This is a genomic window from Paractinoplanes toevensis, assembly GCF_018332695.1.
GTDB lineage: Bacteria > Actinomycetota > Actinomycetes > Mycobacteriales > Micromonosporaceae > Actinoplanes > Actinoplanes toevensis.
The window spans coordinates 91802-109273 of sequence record NZ_BOQN01000128.1; the positions used below are offsets into that span (position 1 = coordinate 91802).

General features: G+C 71.8%; 17 protein-coding genes. 12 read left to right on the forward strand and 5 right to left on the reverse strand.

Annotated features, from left to right (window positions below):
- Positions 1 to 332: 332 nt before the first annotated feature.
- Together Ato02nite_RS43030 and Ato02nite_RS43035 are read right to left on the reverse strand one after the other, a co-directional pair.
- Complete coding sequence (locus Ato02nite_RS43030) at positions 333 to 2021, reverse strand: CARDB domain-containing protein (protein WP_213012484.1); 1689 nt, start codon at positions 2019 to 2021, stop codon at positions 333 to 335.
- Positions 2022 to 2185: 164 nt separating this feature from the next.
- The gene (locus tag Ato02nite_RS43035; protein ID WP_246608066.1) at positions 2186 to 3232 is read right to left on the reverse strand and encodes a LacI family DNA-binding transcriptional regulator; all 1047 of its coding nucleotides are present in this window, start codon (positions 3230 to 3232) and stop codon (positions 2186 to 2188) included.
- A 111-nt stretch (positions 3233 to 3343) separates the two neighbouring features.
- Here Ato02nite_RS43035 and Ato02nite_RS43040 point away from each other — a divergent pair, with 111 nt between their 5' ends.
- The 6 genes from Ato02nite_RS43040 (at position 3344) to Ato02nite_RS43065 (ending at position 10276) form a co-directional block, all read left to right on the forward strand.
- On the forward strand, positions 3344 to 4579 hold the full coding sequence (locus Ato02nite_RS43040; protein ID WP_213012485.1) for a sugar ABC transporter substrate-binding protein: 1236 nt from the start codon (positions 3344 to 3346) through the stop codon (positions 4577 to 4579).
- 11 nt (positions 4580 to 4590) lie between these two features.
- The gene (locus Ato02nite_RS43045) at positions 4591 to 5517 is read left to right on the forward strand and encodes a carbohydrate ABC transporter permease (protein ID WP_213012486.1); all 927 of its coding nucleotides are present in this window, start codon (positions 4591 to 4593) and stop codon (positions 5515 to 5517) included.
- Entirely contained in the window at positions 5514 to 6323 is an 810-nt protein-coding gene (locus tag Ato02nite_RS43050; RefSeq protein ID WP_213012487.1) for a carbohydrate ABC transporter permease, read from the forward strand. The genes Ato02nite_RS43045 and Ato02nite_RS43050 overlap by 4 nt, the downstream gene beginning before the upstream one ends.
- Positions 6324 to 6412: 89 nt before the next feature.
- A complete protein-coding gene (locus Ato02nite_RS43055) occupies positions 6413 to 8302 on the forward strand; it encodes a glycoside hydrolase family 127 protein (RefSeq protein ID WP_213012488.1) in 1890 nt (629 codons plus the stop codon).
- A 64-nt stretch (positions 8303 to 8366) separates the two neighbouring features.
- Entirely contained in the window at positions 8367 to 9365 is a 999-nt protein-coding gene (locus tag Ato02nite_RS43060; protein ID WP_213012489.1) for a LacI family DNA-binding transcriptional regulator, read from the forward strand.
- 59 nt (positions 9366 to 9424) lie between these two features.
- Positions 9425 to 10276 (forward strand): sugar phosphate isomerase/epimerase family protein, encoded by an 852-nt coding sequence (locus tag Ato02nite_RS43065; RefSeq protein WP_213012490.1) that lies wholly within the window; start codon positions 9425 to 9427, stop codon positions 10274 to 10276.
- Here the strand turns inward: Ato02nite_RS43065 and Ato02nite_RS43070 are convergent.
- From Ato02nite_RS43070 to Ato02nite_RS43080, 3 genes are read right to left on the reverse strand one after another with little or no spacing between them, the layout of a single operon-like run.
- Entirely contained in the window at positions 10259 to 10420 is a 162-nt protein-coding gene (locus Ato02nite_RS43070; protein WP_213012491.1) for a hypothetical protein, read from the reverse strand. The two genes, Ato02nite_RS43065 and Ato02nite_RS43070, sit on opposite strands and share 18 nt — an antisense overlap.
- Positions 10413 to 12188, reverse strand: coding sequence for a sensor histidine kinase (locus tag Ato02nite_RS43075; protein WP_213012492.1), 1776 nt, complete (start codon positions 12186 to 12188; stop codon positions 10413 to 10415). Before Ato02nite_RS43075 ends, Ato02nite_RS43070 begins: the two co-directional genes overlap by 8 nt.
- A complete protein-coding gene (locus Ato02nite_RS43080) occupies positions 12173 to 12865 on the reverse strand; it encodes a response regulator (RefSeq protein ID WP_213012493.1) in 693 nt (230 codons plus the stop codon). Before Ato02nite_RS43080 ends, Ato02nite_RS43075 begins: the two co-directional genes overlap by 16 nt.
- 80 nt (positions 12866 to 12945) lie before the next feature.
- Here Ato02nite_RS43080 and Ato02nite_RS43085 point away from each other — a divergent pair, with 80 nt between their 5' ends.
- The 6 genes from Ato02nite_RS43085 (at position 12946) to Ato02nite_RS43105 (ending at position 17143) form a co-directional block, all read left to right on the forward strand.
- Positions 12946 to 13473: a hypothetical protein gene (locus Ato02nite_RS43085; RefSeq protein ID WP_213012494.1), complete on the forward strand. Its 528-nt coding sequence runs from the start codon at positions 12946 to 12948 to the stop codon at positions 13471 to 13473.
- Complete coding sequence (locus Ato02nite_RS43090; protein WP_213012495.1) at positions 13460 to 14458, forward strand: efflux RND transporter periplasmic adaptor subunit; 999 nt, start codon at positions 13460 to 13462, stop codon at positions 14456 to 14458. Before Ato02nite_RS43085 ends, Ato02nite_RS43090 begins: the two co-directional genes overlap by 14 nt.
- Positions 14455 to 15117 (forward strand): ABC transporter ATP-binding protein, encoded by a 663-nt coding sequence (locus Ato02nite_RS43095; protein ID WP_213012496.1) that lies wholly within the window; start codon positions 14455 to 14457, stop codon positions 15115 to 15117. Before Ato02nite_RS43090 ends, Ato02nite_RS43095 begins: the two co-directional genes overlap by 4 nt.
- Complete coding sequence (locus tag Ato02nite_RS43100; protein ID WP_213012497.1) at positions 15114 to 16283, forward strand: ABC transporter permease; 1170 nt, start codon at positions 15114 to 15116, stop codon at positions 16281 to 16283. The genes Ato02nite_RS43095 and Ato02nite_RS43100 overlap by 4 nt, the downstream gene beginning before the upstream one ends.
- A gap of 142 nt (positions 16284 to 16425) precedes the next feature.
- Positions 16426 to 16686 carry a hypothetical protein gene (locus tag Ato02nite_RS53455; protein WP_498371293.1) on the forward strand — a complete coding sequence of 87 codons (261 nt, stop codon included), beginning with the start codon at positions 16426 to 16428 and terminating at the stop codon, positions 16684 to 16686.
- Between the two features lie 193 nt (positions 16687 to 16879).
- Positions 16880 to 17143, forward strand: a complete 264-nt coding sequence (locus tag Ato02nite_RS43105) for a restriction system modified-DNA reader domain-containing protein (RefSeq protein WP_213012498.1) — start codon at positions 16880 to 16882, stop codon at positions 17141 to 17143.
- Positions 17144 to 17472 lie beyond the last annotated feature (329 nt).

Here is a 17472-nt window from a genome sequence, read left to right on the forward strand (position 1 = left end):
AAGGCCCGGCCCGCACCTGGCCGAGGTCGACGATCCGCCGCGTGACCGGGGCCGCCGGGTGCCGCCAGGCCCGCCGAGGGCCGCCGGGGGCCGGGGGGCCGGGAGCCGAGGGCCGAGGGCCGGGAGCCGAGGGCCGAGGGCCGGGAGCCGAGGGCCGAGGGGGCTGTAGGACCGACCCGGGGGCCGCAGGACCGACCGGGCGGCCGCAGGACCGACCCGGGCGGCCGCAGGACCGACCCGGCGGCCACAGGACCGACCCCGGCGGCCACAGGACCGACCGGGAGCGCGGCCGCGGTCATTCCGCCGAGCAGGGCCGACACCGCGATCGGCTCTTACCGGCAGCTGACCACGATTTCGCCGCTCGTGCAGATATCGGCGCCGGGACCGCCGTCGAGCCGGTCGAAGCCGGGGCCGCCGGTCAGAGTGTCGTTGCCGAGTCCGCCGTAGATGGTGTCGTGGCCGGTACCGGCCTGGACGATGTCGTTGCCGGAGCCGCCGTGGACGATGTCGTTGCCGGCGGAGGCGTTGACGGTGTCGTCGCCGCCGAGCGGGCAGATCACGTCCCGGCCCGGACCGCCGATCAGGACGTTGTTCCCGGCGGTCCCGACGATCGTGCAGCCGAGCCGGTTGTCGACCGTCGTGTTCCGCACGGCCGTGTTGTTCGCCGTGACCGGATCGGCGGGCGCCGTTGCCGTAGCCGGATCGGCGGGCGCCGTTGCCGTAGCCGGAACGGCGGGCATCATTGCCGTAGCCGGAACGGCGGGCATCGTTGCTGTGGCCGGAACGGCGGATACCGTCGCGGTGGTGGTGATCGCACCGAGCGCCTGCGGCTCGACGGTGACGGTGATCGTCGCGCGAGCGTTCCGGGTCAGGTTGCCTACCTCGCATCGCACGGTGGAGCCGGTCGCCGCGCAGGTGCCCCGGCTGCTGGTCACGCCGAGGATCAGGCTCGGGGCGCCGGTCAGGGCCACGGTGGCGGTGACCGCAGCGGCGGCACTCGGGCCGCGGTTGGACACCGTGCCGGTGACGGCGAACGTCCCGGCCAGAGCCACCGCGCGGGTGCCGGCGACGGTCACCGCGAGGTCGGCCGACGATGGCGGCGCGGGCGCGGCCGCGATGACGGTGTCCGCCTTGGCGGTGTTGTTGCCCGGCACCGCGTCGCCCGTCGCGACGCCGGCCTCCGCCGTGGCGGTGATCGACCCCGTGGCCCGCGGCAGGACCGTCACGGTGACCGTGGTCGAGGCGCCCTCGGCGAGGGCACCGATCTCGCAGTTGACCCTCGGTGCGCTGATCGAGCATGCCCCGGTGCCCACCGCGGCCGCTTGGATGGTGCGGTCCGCACCGGTCAGGGTGACGACAGCCTTGACCCCGGTCGCGGCGTCCGGGCCGTTGTTGGTCACGACGGCCTGGTATTGGTAGCCGGCGCCGACCTGGACCGAGCCCGCGGGGCCGGTCGTGGTCACGGCCAGATCCGTGGACGACGGGCGGGCGTTGACGACGGTGGTCTCGGTGGCGGCGTTGTTGGACGGGGTGCTGTCGGTCTGCTCGCCGGTGGCGGCGGTGACTCGCGCGGAGATCGTTCCGGCTGCCTGCGGGGTGACCATGATCTGGACCTTGGCCGTGGCGCCGGCGAGGATCGAGCTGATCGTGCAGGTGGCCACCGAGGCGTCCAGGAAGCAGGGGCCGGTGCCGCCCGAGGCGCTGCGGACGACATGGTCGGCGCCGGACACGGCGACCGTGACCTCGACGCCGGTGGCGAACACCGGGCCGTTGTTCTTGACCACGGCGCTGTAGGTGACGGTGCTGCCGACCTCGGCCGGGTCGGCCGAGTCGGCGGCGGTCACGGCCAGGTCGACGGAGTCGGCGGCGGGCATGGCCACGTCGACAGAGTCGGCGGTCACGGCCAGGTCGACGGAGTCGGCGGCGGTCGCGGCCGGGTCGGCCGTGGGTGCGGCTACCGGGGTGAGCGCCGCGGCCGGGCTTGCCGGTAGCAGGACCGCCAGCAGCGCCAATGCGGCCACTCGTGATCGAGATGAAGTTCTGTAGGACATATGTCCGGGGATACACCACTTAAGGGATGGATGTCTGGTTCGATAGGGAAGGCCACCCGTCCGGGCCGCCGCGGGCGGACGGCCCGGTGTTGCAGCCAGGGAGAACTGCTCGGCGGGGCCGGCGTGGAGCGTACTCAGAAAGGGTTTACCGCTGTTGATGCTCTGGGGATCAAGCGGCCGGGGAGCGCGTGGCGGCCGTGCGCGGGCTCGCCGTTTATCGCGGTCAGCAGGAGTTCGGCGGCGGTGCGGCCGATTCCCTCCAGGTCCATGTCGATGCTGGTCAGGGCGGGGCGGCTGCCGTCGACCATGACGTCCCAGTTGTCGAAGCCGACCAGCGCCACGTCGCGCGGCACGGCCCGGCCGGCCTCCTGCAGCGCCTCGGCCAGGCCGCGGGCGATCTGGTCGCTGCCGCAGAAGACCGCGTCGACCTCGGCGCCGGTGGAGAGCAGGATGCCGGCGGCCTGCCGGCCCCACGCCTCGCTCCACTCGCCGAAGAGGACGTTCGCGGCCGGTTCCAAGCCGGCGGCGGCCAGCGTGCGCAGGGCGGCGGCGGCCCGGACGGTGGCCGAGTGGTGGTGTTCGGGGCCGGTCACGTGGGCTATCCGGCGGCGGCCGACGGCCAGCAGGTGTTCGATCGCGCGGCGGGCGCCGTCGGCCTCATCGGGGACCACCGAGCAGTCGGCGGGATCGGTCGAGCTGATGAAGGCGTAGACGACCGGGACCGGCAGGCCGACGCCGATCGGCGGGCGGGCCTGGGTGCGGCGGCCGGTGACGATGATGCCGTCGACCTGGCGGCCCAGCAGGGTGCGCAGGTAGTACTGCTCGCGGATCGGGTCGTCGCGGGCGTCGCACAGGAAGACGCTCACCTGGCCGGCGCCGAGCGCGTCCTCGGCGCCGATCAGCAGCGGGATGCTGAACCGGCCGATGCTGTCGGTGGTGATCATGCCGACCGTGTAGGTGCGGCCGGCCTGCAGGCTGCGGGCGGCGGCGTTGGCCACGAAGCCGAGCTGCTCGGCGGCCTCCTGCACGCGGCGGCGGGTCTCGGGGCGCAGCGCGCCCCGACCGTTGAGCGCTTTCGACGCCGTCCCGGGGGAAACTCCGGCCAGGGCCGCGACCTCGCTGATGGTGGCGGCCCGATCGATGGCACCCAGTGTTTCCTCCCCGTTTCCCGGCTCCGGCAACCAGACCGTAACTTCCCCTTGACATGGCCGCAAGAGCCTCCTTAGCGTCAGGGCAATCGTTTTCCTTCCGTTGCCTTCAGTCCTCTCCTCGGAAGCCAAGGGGTACCGAATATGACCCTCCCCCGCCGAGGGCTGCGCGCCATCGCAGCCCTCTCGATCGCGGTCTGCCTGACGGCCGCATGCTCCAACTCGTCGTCCACCGAAAGCGCGAGCACCGGCGGCGGCACCTACAACATCTGGGATCCCTACCCGCAGTTCGACGACTCGTCGGACTGGGTGAAGCTGCTGACCAAGTGCGGCACCGACGCCGGTGTCACGGTCAAGCGCACCGGTTACGACACCACCGACCTGACCAACAAGGCCCTGCTCGCCGCCCAGCAGGGCAACTCGCCCGACGTGCTGATCGTCGACAACCCGGTCGTGTCCACGCTGGCCGAGGCGGGCGTGCTGAACACTACGGAGAACACCGCGGGCATCGAGCCCAACCTGCTCGCCGCCGGACAGCTGGACGGCAAGTCCTACGGCATCCCGATCGGCGCCAACACCCTCGCGCTCTACTACAACAAGAAGGTCCTGGACGCGGCCAAGGTCGACCCGGCCACGGTCAAGGACTGGGCGTCGCTGACCGCCGCGCTGGAGAAGGTCAAGGCGGCCGGCAAGAAGGGCATCACGTTCTCGGCGATCGGCACCGAGGAGGGATCGTTCCAGTTCCTGCCGTGGTTCTGGGGCTCCGGCGCCCAGCTGACCCAGCTCGACTCGGCCCAGGGCGTGGCCGCGCTGACGCTGTGGACGGACTGGCTGAAGAAGGGCTACGCGCCCAACTCGGTGCTCAACAACACCCAGACCACCAGCTGGCAGGAGTTCGCCACCGGCGACTACGCGTTCAGCGAGAACGGCACGTGGCAGCTGGCCAACGCCAAGAAGGCCGGCTTCGAGTACGGGATCATCCCGATCCCGTCGCAGGCGGGCGGCACCGCCCCGGCCCCCACCGGCGGTGAGTTCGTGACCGCGCCGGTGCAGACCGACACCAAGCGGTACGCGACCACCGACAAGCTGATCGCCTGCCTGTCCAGCAGCGACAACGCGCTCACCACGGACACCACGCTGTCGTATGTCGCGGCCACCGCGGCGGTGCAGGACAAGCAGGTCGCGGCCAACCCGGATCTGAAGGTGTGGGTCGAGGCGGTCAAGGCCGCCAAGGGGCGTACGTCGGACAACCTCGGCACCAAGTACCCGAAGATCTCCGAGCCGCTGTGGAACGCGTTCCAGTCCGCCCTCTCGGGTGGCAAGACTCCCGCCGATGCCCTGAAGGCCGCCCAGACGACGGCTGCCTCGGCGACCAAGTGACCTCCGGCCTCATGACTCGCGCCGGGGCGGCTTCGGCTGCCCCGGCGCGGGCCCCGCGCCGGCGATCCCCGCAGTGGGCGGCGTGGGCGTTCCTCGCCCCCGTGGTGATCTACCTGATCGCGTTCTACGCGTACCCGCTGTACCGCAACCTCGATCTGAGCCTGCGGCACTACACGGTGCGGTCGTTCGTGCAGGGTGATGCGCCGTTCAGCGGGCTGGACAACTACCGGACGATCCTGGACAACGCCACGTTCTGGCCGGCGTTCCTGCACACGGTCGTGTTCACCGGGGTATCACTGCTCTTCCAGTTCACGATCGGGATGGCCCTCGCGGTCTTCTTCGCGCAGAACTTCAAGCTGTCGGCGACGCTGCGGGCGCTGTTCCTGGTGCCGTGGCTGCTGCCGCTGATCGTGAGCGCGTCGACCTGGTCGTGGATGCTCAACAGCGACTCCGGGGTGGTCAACTTCGCGCTCCGGTCGGTCGGGATCGATCCGGTCAACTGGCTCACCTCGCCTTCGTGGGCGCTGACCTCAGTAGTCATCGCGAACATCTGGATCGGGATCCCGTTCAACCTGGTGGTGCTCTACAGCGGACTGCAGGCCATCCCGTCCGAGATCTACGAGGCCGCTGCCCTGGACGGAGCCAGCGGCTGGCAGCGGTTCTGGCGGGTCACGTTCCCGCTGCTGCGGCCGGTCTCGGCGATCACCCTGCTGCTCGGCCTGGTCTACACGCTCAAGGTCTTCGACATCATCTGGATCATGACCAAGGGCGGGCCGACCGACTCGTCGACCACGTTCGCGACCTGGTCCTACAAGTTGGGGTTCGGCACGCTCGTGCCGCAGTTCGGGCCGGGCGCGGCGGTCGGCAACCTGCTGATCATCATGGCGCTGATCTTCGGCCTGCTCTACATCCGGATGCAGCGCAGGCAGGTGTCATGAACAGTCGGGTAAAGACCGGCATCGGCGTGGTCCTCACCGCGATCATGCTGTTCCCGGTCTACTGGATGGTCAACGTGTCCTTCACCAAGGACACCGACATGCGCCACGACCCGCCCCTGTTGTTCCCTCTCCACGGAACGCTCGAGGGCTATCGGGCGGTAATAGACCAACAAATGCCCTATCTGGGTACGAGTCTGCTGGTCGGCCTGGGCACGGTGATCCTGACCGTCGCGTTGTCCGCCCCGGCCGGATACTCGCTTGCGAAACTGCGGCCCCGCGGCGGCGGAGCGCTGAGCTTCGTGCTGCTCATGGCCCAGATGATCCCCGGCATCATCATGGCGATGGGCTTCTACGCCATCTACCTCAAGCTCGGCGTCCTGAACAGCGCGGCCGGCCTGGTCCTCGCCGACTCGACGATCGCCGTACCCTTCGGGGTTCTGATCTTCACGGCTTTCATGTCCGGCATTCCGTCCGAGCTGATCAATGCCGCGAAGATCGACGGCGCCGGGACGTTCCGGACCTTCCGCTCGGTGGTGCTGCCGGTGAGCCGCAACGCCGTCGTCACCGTGTCGCTGTTCGCCTTCCTCTGGGCCTGGTCCGACTTCGTCTTCGCCACCACGCTCGACGGCGGCGGCCCGCGGCAGCCCATCACCCTCGGCATCTACCACTACATCGGCAACAACAACCAGCAATGGAACGCGATCATGGCCACCGCCGTCATCGCGTCCATCCCCGCCACGCTGCTGCTCATCCTGGCTCAGCGCTACGTGGCCGCCGGCGTCACCGCCGGCGCCGTGAAAGATTGAGGAACGCCCATGACCGAGCGCAGCGAGGGAATCAGCAAGCTCAGTCCGGAATTGGCTCATGGCAGCTCGGAGCGAAGCGAGGAGCTGGCATGACCGGCCCCGCCGCGCCGACCCCGTCGGCGCTCGCCGCCCTGCACCCGCTCGCCCTGGACGCGGTCCGGTTCGACCCGGACGGTCTGCTCGGCGGCTGGCAGCGACGTAATGCGGACGCCACGCTACCGCACGTCATCGAGCAGCTGACCACCTACGGCAACCTCGACAACCTGCGCCGGGTCACCGGTGACGCGGACGCCGAGTTCACCGGCATGTGGTTCGCCGACACCGACGTCTACAAGACCCTCGAGGCGCTGGCCTGGTCGGGCACCTTCCCGGAGTTCCTCGCCGACATCTCCGCGCTGCTCGAGAAGGCCCAGGAACCGGACGGCTACCTGGACTCGTACTACCAGGTCGAGCGGCGCGACCAGCAGTGGACCGATCTGGGCTTCAGCCACGAGATGTACATCGCCGGCCATCTCATCCAGGCGGCCGTCGCCGCGGCGCGCGGCGCCGGGTCGCCGCAGTTGGTCACGGTGGCGCGCCGGTTCGCCGATCTGCTCGTACGCCGTTTCGGTGCCGACGGCGACGACGTGATCGACGGGCATCCCGAGGTGGAGACCGCGCTCGTCGAGCTGTACCGGCTGACCGGCCACGGCGCCTACCTGGACCTGGCGCGGCGTTTCCTCGACCTGCGCGGGCACGGGCGGCTGGGCGACGGCCGGTTCGGGCCGCGGTACTGGCAGGACCACGAACCGCTGCTGACCGCCGACGAGGCCACCGGGCACGCCGTCCGCCAGGTCTATCTGCTGGCCGGCGCGGTGGACGTGGCCGTCGAGACGCAGGACACCGCGCTGCTGGCCGCCGCCGAACGCCTGTGGGACTCGGCCCTGGCCAGCAAGACCTACCTGACCGGCGGCCAGGGCTCGCGGCACAAGGACGAGGGCTTCGGCGACCCGTACGAACTGCCGCCGGACCGGGCCTACGCCGAGACGTGCGCGGCGATCGGCAGCTTCCAGCTCGCCTGGCGGCTGCTGCTGGCCACCGGCCGCTCGTCCTACGCCGACGAGATGGAACGGCTGCTCTACAACGGGATCGCGGCGAGCACCGCGCTGGACGGGCGGGCGTTCTTCTACTCCAACCCGCTGCAGTTGCGCACCGGGCACGACGGATCCCACGAGGACACCCCGTCGCAGCGGCTCACCTGGTACTCCTGCGCCTGCTGCCCGCCCAACCTGGCCCGGCTGATGGCCTCGCTGCACGCCTACGCCGCGACTTCGACCTCCGCCGGGGTGCAGATTCATCTGTACGGGGCGGGCACCGTGACCGCCGAGTCCTTCGTGCTGGACGTGCGGACCTCCTACCCGTGGGAGGAGACGATCACGATCTCCGTGGCGGCGGCTCCGGATCAGCCACGGACCCTGTCGCTGCGGGTGCCCGCCTGGTGCCGGGACGCGCGGCTGACCGTCAACGGCTCGCTGATCCGGGCCGGGGCCCAGTCCGGATATCTGCCGATCACCCGGACCTGGAAGGCCGGCGACGTCGTCACCCTCACCCTGGCCATGCCGCCGCGGCTCATCGCCGCCCACCCCCGGGTCGACGCGGTGCGCGGCAGCGTCGCGCTCACCCGCGGCCCGATCGTCTACTGCCTCGAACACGCCGACGTGCCGCCGTCGTTGTCCGGCGTCCCGTTCGAGGACCTCAGCATCGACGCCGGTTCCCCGATCGCCCTCGGCACCGGCATCGCCCCCGTGACGCTGCTGCCCACCCTGCGAGTCCGTACGGCTGAATCGGATCTTCTTTATCGGCCGCTCTCCCCGGACGGCCCCGACCGGCCCGGCGCCACCGTGCCGGCCATCCCCTACTTCCTGTGGGCCAACCGGGAAGCCGGGCCGATGCGGGTCTGGATCCCGCTCGCCGCAACGGGTTCGAGCACAGCCGGCTGACCTGATGAGCCCGGGCCGGGGCCGCCGGTGCGATCCCGGCCCGGGCACACGGTAGTTTGCTGACATGACCCGGCCGCGCACCGCCACCATCCGCGACGTGGCCGCACTCGCCGGCGTCTCGGTCGGCACCGCATCCAAGGCGCTCAACGGCCGCGGCTCGCTGCGCGCCGACACGGTGGCCCGGGTCCGCCAGGCCGCCGACCAGCTCGACTTCCACCCCAACCCGGCGGCCCGCAGCCTGCACGCCGGCCGCAGCTTCACGGTCGGCATGATCACCACCGACACGATCGGCCGTTTCTCCATCCCGCTGCTCATCGGGGCCGAGGACACCCTCGGCGCCGGCGAGATGTCGGTGCTGCTGTGCGACGCCCGCGACGACCCGATACGCGAACAGCATCACCTGCGCATCCTGCTCAGCCGCCGGGTCGACGGCATCATCGTCACCGGCCGCCGGGCCGGCACCCGCACCCCCGTGGCCGTCGCCCCCGGCGTGCCGGTCGTCTACGCCTTCCTGGCCTCCTCGGCCGCCACCGACTGCTCGGTGGTCCCCGACGAGGAGGGCGGTGCCCGCCTCGCGGTCGACCACCTGCGCACCGTGGGCCGTCGCCGGATCGCCGTGATCACCGGCCCCGAGCACCACCACTCGGCCCGGGTGCGCGCCCGCGCCGCCGTCGCCCACCTCGGCGAGTCGCTGGCCGCGCCACCCCTGCACGGCGAGTGGAGCGAGGCCTGGGGCCGTCAGGCCGCCGGCCTGCTCCTGGCCCAGCGCACCGAGTTCGACGCCGTGGTGTGCGGCAGCGACCAGATAGCCCGCGGCGCGGCCGACGCCCTGCGCGAGGCCGGCCGGGTGGTCCCGCGCGACGTGGCGCTGGTCGGCTTCGACAACTGGGACGTGATCGCCCTGGCCAGCCGTCCCCCGCTGACCAGCATCGACATGGACCTGGAGGGCCTGGGACGGGCCGCCGCGTCGCTGCTGCTCAAGGCGATCGGCGGCAGCCCCTCCCCCGGCCTGCACCGCCACCCGGCCAAGCTGGTGATCCGCGACTCCACCGTCCGCGCCTGAGGGCCTTTTGACGGGTTCCGACCGGCGACCGGCCCCCCGCCGGCACCTACGCTCCGGTCATGCCCACCGAACGCCTTCTCGCGACCTGCTGGACCACCGCCGGCGACGCGAGCCCGCTGCCCGGTGATCAGCGCAGCCCGGTTCCGATCCGCGAGCGGGTCGAGGCCGCGGCCGCCGCCGGTTTCCGGGGGCTCGGGCTTCTGCACGACGACCTCATGCCCGCGCTCGACGGGTACGGATCCGGTGGCCTGCGCGCGCTGCTCGACGATCACGGGATCGTCGACCTCGAACTCGAACTGATCACCGGCTGGTGGAACGCCGAGCCGGACTCCGACCGGGTGCGCCGCGACCTGCTCGAGGCGGCCGCCGCCCTCGGCGCCCGGCACATCAAGGTGGCGCCCGACGTCACCGACGGGCCGTGGGAGCACGACCGGTGGGCCGCCGCGTTCGCCGCGCTGGCCGCCGACGCGGCCGAGGCCGGCACCCGGGTCGGACTCGAGTTCCTGCCCTGGTCCAACATCAAGACCGTGCACGAGGGCCTCGGCCTGGTGCGGGCGGCCGGTCATCCGGCCGGCGGCCTCATCATCGACGTCTGGCACACCGAGCGCGCCCACACCCCGCCGGCCGACCTGGCCGGGGTGCCGCTGGAGTACATCGTCGGCGTCGAGCTGAACGACGCGGACGCCGAGCCGCTCGGGACGCTGTTCGAGGACGCCGTCCACCGGCGCCGGCTGTGCGGCACGGGAACCTTCGACCTCGCCGGCGTCATCGCCGCCCTGCGCACCGCCGGGTGGCACGGCCCGTGGGGCGTCGAGATCCTCTCCGACGAGCACCGGCGGACCCCACTGCGGCAGGCGGTCGCCGCCGCCTTCCGGACGGCCGACGCGCAGCTGTCATCTCGGACCGGGTGAGTCCTTCGGGTTGTCGTCCATGACCGGCTTGACCAGGGGCTCGCGGCTCGGCTTCTCGTTCGTCAGGAAGACGAAACCGAAGACCAGAGCCGCGACGGCGAGCGGGATGCCGGCGAAGAGGAGAGCTCCCTCTAGATCAGTCACCCGAATCACCGTACGCCGGTAGGCGCAGGGTGAACGTCGCGCCCTCGCCCGGCGGGCTGGTCACCGCGACCGTGCCGCCATGAGCCTCGGCCAGCTTGCGGGTGATGGCCAGGCCCAGGCCGCTGCCGCCGGTCTGGCGGCTGCGGGACTTCTCGGCGCGCCAGAAGCGCTCGAACACCAGCGGCAGGTCGTCGGCGGCGATTCCGGGGCCCTGGTCGGCCACCGAGATCGTCACCGTGTCCTGGGTGCGGCGGGCCAGCAGCCGCACCGTGCCGCCGGGCGGCGAATGGCGTACGGCATTGCTGGTCAGATTGCCGATCGCCTGGCGCAGGCGAATCGGATCGGCCGGCGCCGTCAGGCCGGCCGGGGCGTCGACCAGCACGGACACCGCGGCGGTGCGGAACGTGGCGGCGATCTGCGCCAGCAGTTCGGCCAGGTCGACCTCGGCGCGGTGCAGGCGCAGCTCGCCCGCGTCGGCGGCGGAGAGGTCCTGCAGGTCGTTGATCACGTGCTGGAGCATGATCGCCTCCTCCAGCAGCGAGTTGACCAGATCCTCGTCGAGCACGGCCACGCCGTCCTCGGCCGCTTCCAGCCAGCCCCGGATGTTCGTGACCGGGGTGCGCATCTCGTGGGCGATGTCGCCGACCATGTCGCGGCGCAGCTGCTCGGCCTCCTGCCGGCGGGCCGCCATGTCGTTGAACGCCGCGCCCAGGCGGGCGATCTCGTCGTTGCCCCGCACCGTGACCCGGGCCGTGCCGTCGCCGTCCCGCATGCGTGCGGCGGCCGTCGTCAGCGCCCGCAGCGGCCGGACCAGGCGGCGGCCCAGCAACGCCCCGGCCAGCACCGTCACCAGCAGAACCAGGGCGCTCACCCCGGCGATCCGAGCCTGGTTGGCCGGCGACAGATCGAAGCCGGTCGCCGGGGAGACACCCGGTGTCGTCAGATACAGCAGGGCGGCCGGGGCGGTGTACGCGGCGAGCTGGGTGCGGCGGGACTGGGCCACGCACCGGTCCACCGCGGTGTCCAGGCCGAGGCCGGCGCGGACGGCGCCCGGGTCCGCCCAGCGCCAGGTGAAGTCGGGTGACATGTGGACCTCGGGGGCGTCGCGCGGCCGCAGGCAGTCGTTGACCAGCTTCTCCAGCTGGGCCAGGGCCTTGCGTTCGGTGGCCGTCGGCTCGGCCAGGGCGCCGCGCGGGCGCAGGCACGCCTCGTCGAGGGAGAGGTCGGCCCCGGGCGCCTCGACGCGGGGACGGCCGCTCGGGTCGACCACGACGCGGGCATCGCGCACGACCCGGTCGCCCGGCTCGGAGTCGCCGGCCGAGGTGGTGCGCAGGCAGTCCACGACCGACGCGGCCAGAACGCCCAGCGCGGTGCGTTCGGCGGCCGGCAGCAGGAACGGGCCGACCGCGCGGCTGTCGATCCGCGAGGAGAGGTCCTGCAGCGGGTCCACCGTGGCCGACGGCCGGGCCGGCAGGGCACCGCTGCCCGAGTCGGCGATCGGCGTGCCGTCCTGGCGGGTCAGCGTCACCCGGTGGCCGGTCGACGCGGCCAGCGAGAACACCACCGGGCCGGCCGACTCCCACGAGCGGTGGGTGGCGGCGTAGCCGAGGAGGGTGTCGTAGGCCCGGGCGTCGTCGGTCAGGGCCTGCGCCTGCTCCTGGCGGATCGCCTTCGTGGTGGTGCGCACCACCAGCCAGGCGGTGGCGGCCACCGAGCAGATCGAGACCACGGCCAGGGCGGCCAGCAGCCGGATCAGGAGGGAGCGCATAGCTTGTAGCCCACGCCGTACACCGTCATCAGCAGTTCCGGGTTGCGCGGGTCGGCCTCGATCTTCTTGCGCAGATTCATGACGTGTACGTCCACCGTGCGGACCGTCACGTACCGGTCGAAGCCGTGCAGGCGGCGCAGCAGCTGAGCCCTCGTGAAGACCCGGCCGGGCTCGCTCGCCAGGGCCGAGAGCAGCTCGAACTCGCCGGGAGTGCAGTCGATCTCGCGATCGGCGACCCGCACCTCGTGGCGTACCGGATCGATGAGCAACGAACCCACCCGCAGCGACCGGTCCGGCGGCGCGGACCGCGCGGCGCCGGTGCGCCGCAGCAGCGAGCGCACCCGGGCGACCAGCTCGCGCGGACTGTACGGCTTGGTCAGGTAGTCGTCGGCGCCCAGGTCCAGGCCCAGGAGCAGGTCGTTCTCGCCGGCCCGCGCGGTGAGCATCAGCACCGGCAGGTTCGACTCGGAGCGCAGCACCCGGCAGACGTCGAGACCGTCCATCCGCGGCATCAGCACGTCGAGCACCAGCAGATCGGGGTCGCGGCGCCGCCATTCGTCGAGCGCGGCGCGGCCGTCGCCGACCACCGTCACGGTGTGGCCGTCGTGCTCGAGGTAGCGGCGCACCAGCTCGGCCTGCTTCGCGTCGTCCTCGGCGACCAGCACATGTGCGCACATGGCGGCGAGTGTAGGCGGGATCATCGACGGCTCACGAAATCCTGACAGGTTCACTAAAAGTGCCCGGCAGGGTCTCCGGCATGCGAAAAATCGTTCTCGCCCTGACCGGTGCGGTGGCCCTCGGCGGGTGCTCCGCCACCACCCCCGTGGCGGCACCCGAGGTTGCCACCATCAGCAGTCCGCCGCCCGCCTCCTCGGCACCCGCCGACACGCGGCCGCAGCTGCGGCTCGACACCAGCGACGAGGAACGGGACCGGCTCTACACCGCCTACGACGACTGCCTGGTCGGGCACGGCGTGAAGGTGCTGGTGACCGTGCCCGGGCCGCAGGGCGCGCGGCGGCTCGACGACAGCGGCGACCCGAAATCGGCCTACCTCGCCTGCGCCTCCAAGCTGCCGCTGCAGCCCCGGGAGCTGGACGAGGCCAGCAATCCGAACTTCGCCGCGCAGTGGAACGATCACGTGCGCTGCCTGCGCAAACACGGCATCAAGGTGCACGTGACCAAGCCCGGCGAGTGGACCTGGGACAGCGACACCAATGTGCATCCGCCCAACGAGGACCAGATCGAGCAGGACTGCATCCGGGAGGCGTTCGGTGCGGGCAGTTAAGGTCGCGCTCGCCCTGGTCGTGCTGGCCGCCGGCGGTTTCGGGGCGGCCCGCGCGTTCCCCGGACGGGCGGCCCCGGCGCCGGTGGCCAAACCGTCCCTCACGGTCGCCACCGTCACCCGGGCCGACCTCGCGGACAGCCGGATCATGCCCGGCACCCTCGGCTACGGAGCCGGGGTGACCGTGCGTGGCAGCGGGACCGGCATCGTCACCCAACTGCCCAAGGCCGGCACGACGGTGCGTCGCGGGAAGCCGCTGTACCGGGTGGACGATCAACCGGTCGTCGTCCTGTTCGGCCGCACTCCCCTGTTCCGCAGCCTCGACAAACCCGGCCTGACCGGCCGGGACGTGGCCGAGCTGCGGGAGAATCTGACGCTCCTGGGGTACGCGTCCCATCGCGTACGGGACAACGACGTGCTCGATTCCGGACTGCTCGACGCCGTACACAAGTGGCTTGAAGATCTTGATCTGGCTGTTCTCTCCCCTGCCCGCGCGGTCGTCCTCGATGGTCCCGGGCGGGTCTCCGCCCTCACCGCCCGCCTCGGCGACCCGGCCGCCGGTGATCTGTTCACGGTCACCGGCACCGGGAAGGTCGTTACCGTGCCGATGTCCGCGACGGATGCCGCCGGCGTCCGGGTCGGCACCGCGGTGAGCGTCGAGCTGCCCTCCGGCGGGACGATCCCCGGCGTCGTGGCCTCGATCGCGACGGCCACCGAGGCCGGCGCCGACCCTGCCCAGGCGGCCGTGACCATCAAGGTGTCCGCGACGAAACAGGACGCGGCGGCGGTGCAGGTGCGCTTCACCGGGCAGGTGCGCAAGCAGGTGCTGACCGTCCCGGTGGGTGCGCTGGTCGCACTGCGCGAGGGCGGGTACGCCGTGCAGAAACGCGACGGCTCCCTGGTGCCGGTGAAGACCGGCATGTTCGCCGACGGCCTCGTCGAGGTCGATCTCCTGCCCGAAGGCCTGGAAGTGGTGACCACACCGTGAGCGTCCTGGCCCTGACCGACGTCACCAAGTCGTACCCCGGCGGCGTCACCGCCCTGGACGACGTCTCGCTGACCGTCACCGCCGGCGACCTGCTCGGCATCGTCGGCCCGTCCGGCTCCGGCAAGTCCACCCTGCTCAACATCATGGGCACCCTCGACGCACCGAGCACCGGCACGGTCGAGGTCGACGGCGTCGACGCCGGCACCCTGCGCGACCACCATCTGGCCACGCTGCGCGGCACCCGCATCGGGTTCGTCTTCCAGCAGTTCCACCTGCTCGACGCCCTGACAGCGGTCGACAACGTGGCCACCGCCCTGCTCTACACCGGCGTGCCCCGCCGGCGCCGCTCCTCCCTCGCGGCCGCCGCCCTCGACCGGGTCGGCCTCGGCCACCGCGCCGACCACCGCCCCCAGCAGCTGTCCGGCGGCGAGAAACAGCGGGTCGCGATCGCCCGAGCCCTGGTACACCGCCCCGCCCTGGTGCTGGCCGACGAGCCCACCGGCGCCCTCGACACCGCGAACGGCGAGGCCGTCCTGGACCTGCTCATCGACCTGAACCGGGCCGACGGCACCACCATCGCGGTCATCACCCACGACCGCGACATCGCCGCCCGGCTCCCCCGCCGCATCACCCTGCGCGACGGGCGGATCGTCCGGTGAGCCCCGGCGACATCCTCCGGCTGGGCCTGCTCGGGGTCCGCGGCCGCCGCGCCCGGGCCGCCCTGTCCGCCCTGGGCATAGCGATCGGCGTGGCCACCATGGTCGTGGTCACCGCGATCCCGGCAGCCGGCCGCCAGTCCCTGGCCGACCGCCTGGCCGCCCTGGGCACCAACCTGCTGCGCGTCCAGCCCGTCGACGCCGGCGACGAGCCGACGATTCTGCCCACCGAGTCGATCGGCATGGTTGCCCGGATCGGCCCGGTCACCGAGGTCAGCGCCGTCGCCAACACCCACGCGGTGGTGCGCCGCAACGACCTGATCGACCCCAACGACGGCTCCGGCCTGACCGTGCTCGCCGCCCGGCCCGACCTGCTGCCGGCCGCCGGGGCGACCATGCAGACCGGTGCGTTCCTCACCGCGGTCACCGCGCGCTTCCCGGTGGCGATTCTCGGGTACGAGGCGGCGGCCCGCCTCGGGATCTCGTCGGTGCCGCCGTCCGCGCGCGTATCGATCGGCAATCACTGGTTCAGCGTCGGCGGGATCATGGCGCCCGCTCCCCTGGCCCCGGAACTCGACCAGGCGGTCCTGGTCGGCTGGGATTCGGCCAAGTCGTTGCTGGCCTTCGACGGCCATCCGACGGTCCTCTATGTGCGGTCCCGCGAGGACGCCATCGACGCGGTGCGGTCCGTGCTGCCGGCCACGGTCAACCCGTCGTTGCCCGGGCTCGTGCAGGTGAGCCGGCCGTCCGACGCGCTGGCCGCCAAGCGCGAGGGTGACCGTACCTTCGGGGCACTGTTTCTCGGGCTGGCCGCGGTGTCGCTGCTGGTGGGGGCGGTCGGGGTGGCCAACACGATGGTCATCTCGGTGCTGGAACGGCGGCGGGAGATCGGGCTGCGGCGAGCTCTGGGTGCGCACCGCAGCCACATCCGGGCCCAGTTCCTCACCGAGTCGGTGCTGCTGTCGGCGCTGGGCGGGGCGGCCGGGGCGGCGACCGGGATCGTGGCCACCGCCGCCTATGTGACCTGGCAGCAGTGGCCGCTGGTCATTCCGGCGGGGCCGCTGGCCGGCGGGGTGGCCGGGGCGCTTGCTGCGGGGGTGCTGGCCGGCCTGTATCCGGCGATCCGAGCCGCCCGGCTGACCCCGACCGAGGCCCTGGCCACCGTCTGACCCCACCCCGCCCTTCCTGCCGGCGGTGGGTGCGGCCGACTGGTTCGAGTCCCGTCCGGCCCACCATATTTGCCTGGGGGCGACCCCCAGACCCCACCTTACGGTGGGCGCGGTCGGTGGTCCGGTCACGCCTTCATCGGGGGTGCGTCCTTCGGCCGATCCACTCACCGGGCTATCTAGTGGCTTCTTGCGGCGAGCCAGGTCAAAGCTTGCTGGGCGGCCTTGTGGTTGGGCCGAGGGTCTGTTCCTCGAGACCTCGACGGATCCGGCCGCGGCTGCGGTGGCGGGTTACCTCCTGCTGCGGTTGAGTGCGCTGGACCGGCTGTGGAACTGGCCGGGCAACCTGCCCGATCAGATGCTATGGATGCCGGATGTGGCCGTCATTCACGCCTGGCGCCTCTGATCCGGCAGGAGCAGGAGTCACCGAGTCCGTCACTGGTTCGTCAGGAGCAGGCCCGCGAGCGACTGCTGCACGCGGTCGAGCGGGGAATACCCGTCTACCACGACCTTCCTGGGCTCCAGCCCGGCCGGACCGTCCGAGGTGCCGGCGTACGACCCTGCCCGCCTCCCGAAGAGGGCTCGCCATCGTCTACGACGTGCGGGTCACCGATCTCGTGACATTGGGCCTGATCGAACCTGATGTGGCCCTCTCGATCGGCGGATTCTCCCTTCAGTTTCCGGCCGAGGCCCACCTGACCGCAGAGGGACGAGTCCGACTACCTGACGGCCGTGAGTTCACCGACCTGGTGGCGGCGGCTGCGGCAGCCACCGGTCTGGACATCTGGCACTTCTGGCAATCGGAGCACTCCGGCCCTCTGTCATCCGCCAGAGAGCGGGCACGGCGTGGCCAACTCGCCTGAGCACTCGTAACCACCCGTGCATGACGCGCCTGGCTCATCGGACCCGCCAGGGCACAGTGACGGTCCAGGTGAGTGCCCCGGGAGTTGCATTAAAGAAGCTTTAAGGAACGCTTGCTCAGCGTCATGAACTGCCGCCACATCGTTGCTCGTATATCTCGGCACAAGCAGTACCGAGACGAAGAGGAGCCGTGCATGTATCGACGCGGAGTCAGCAGCCGGACGCGCAAGCTGGTGATTGGAGGTGCCGCCGCAGCGCTGCTCGGCTCGGCGCTCGCGGTCGGCACGGGGATGGGCCAGGCCGCCGAGTCCGGAGCCAGCTCCGGTAACGT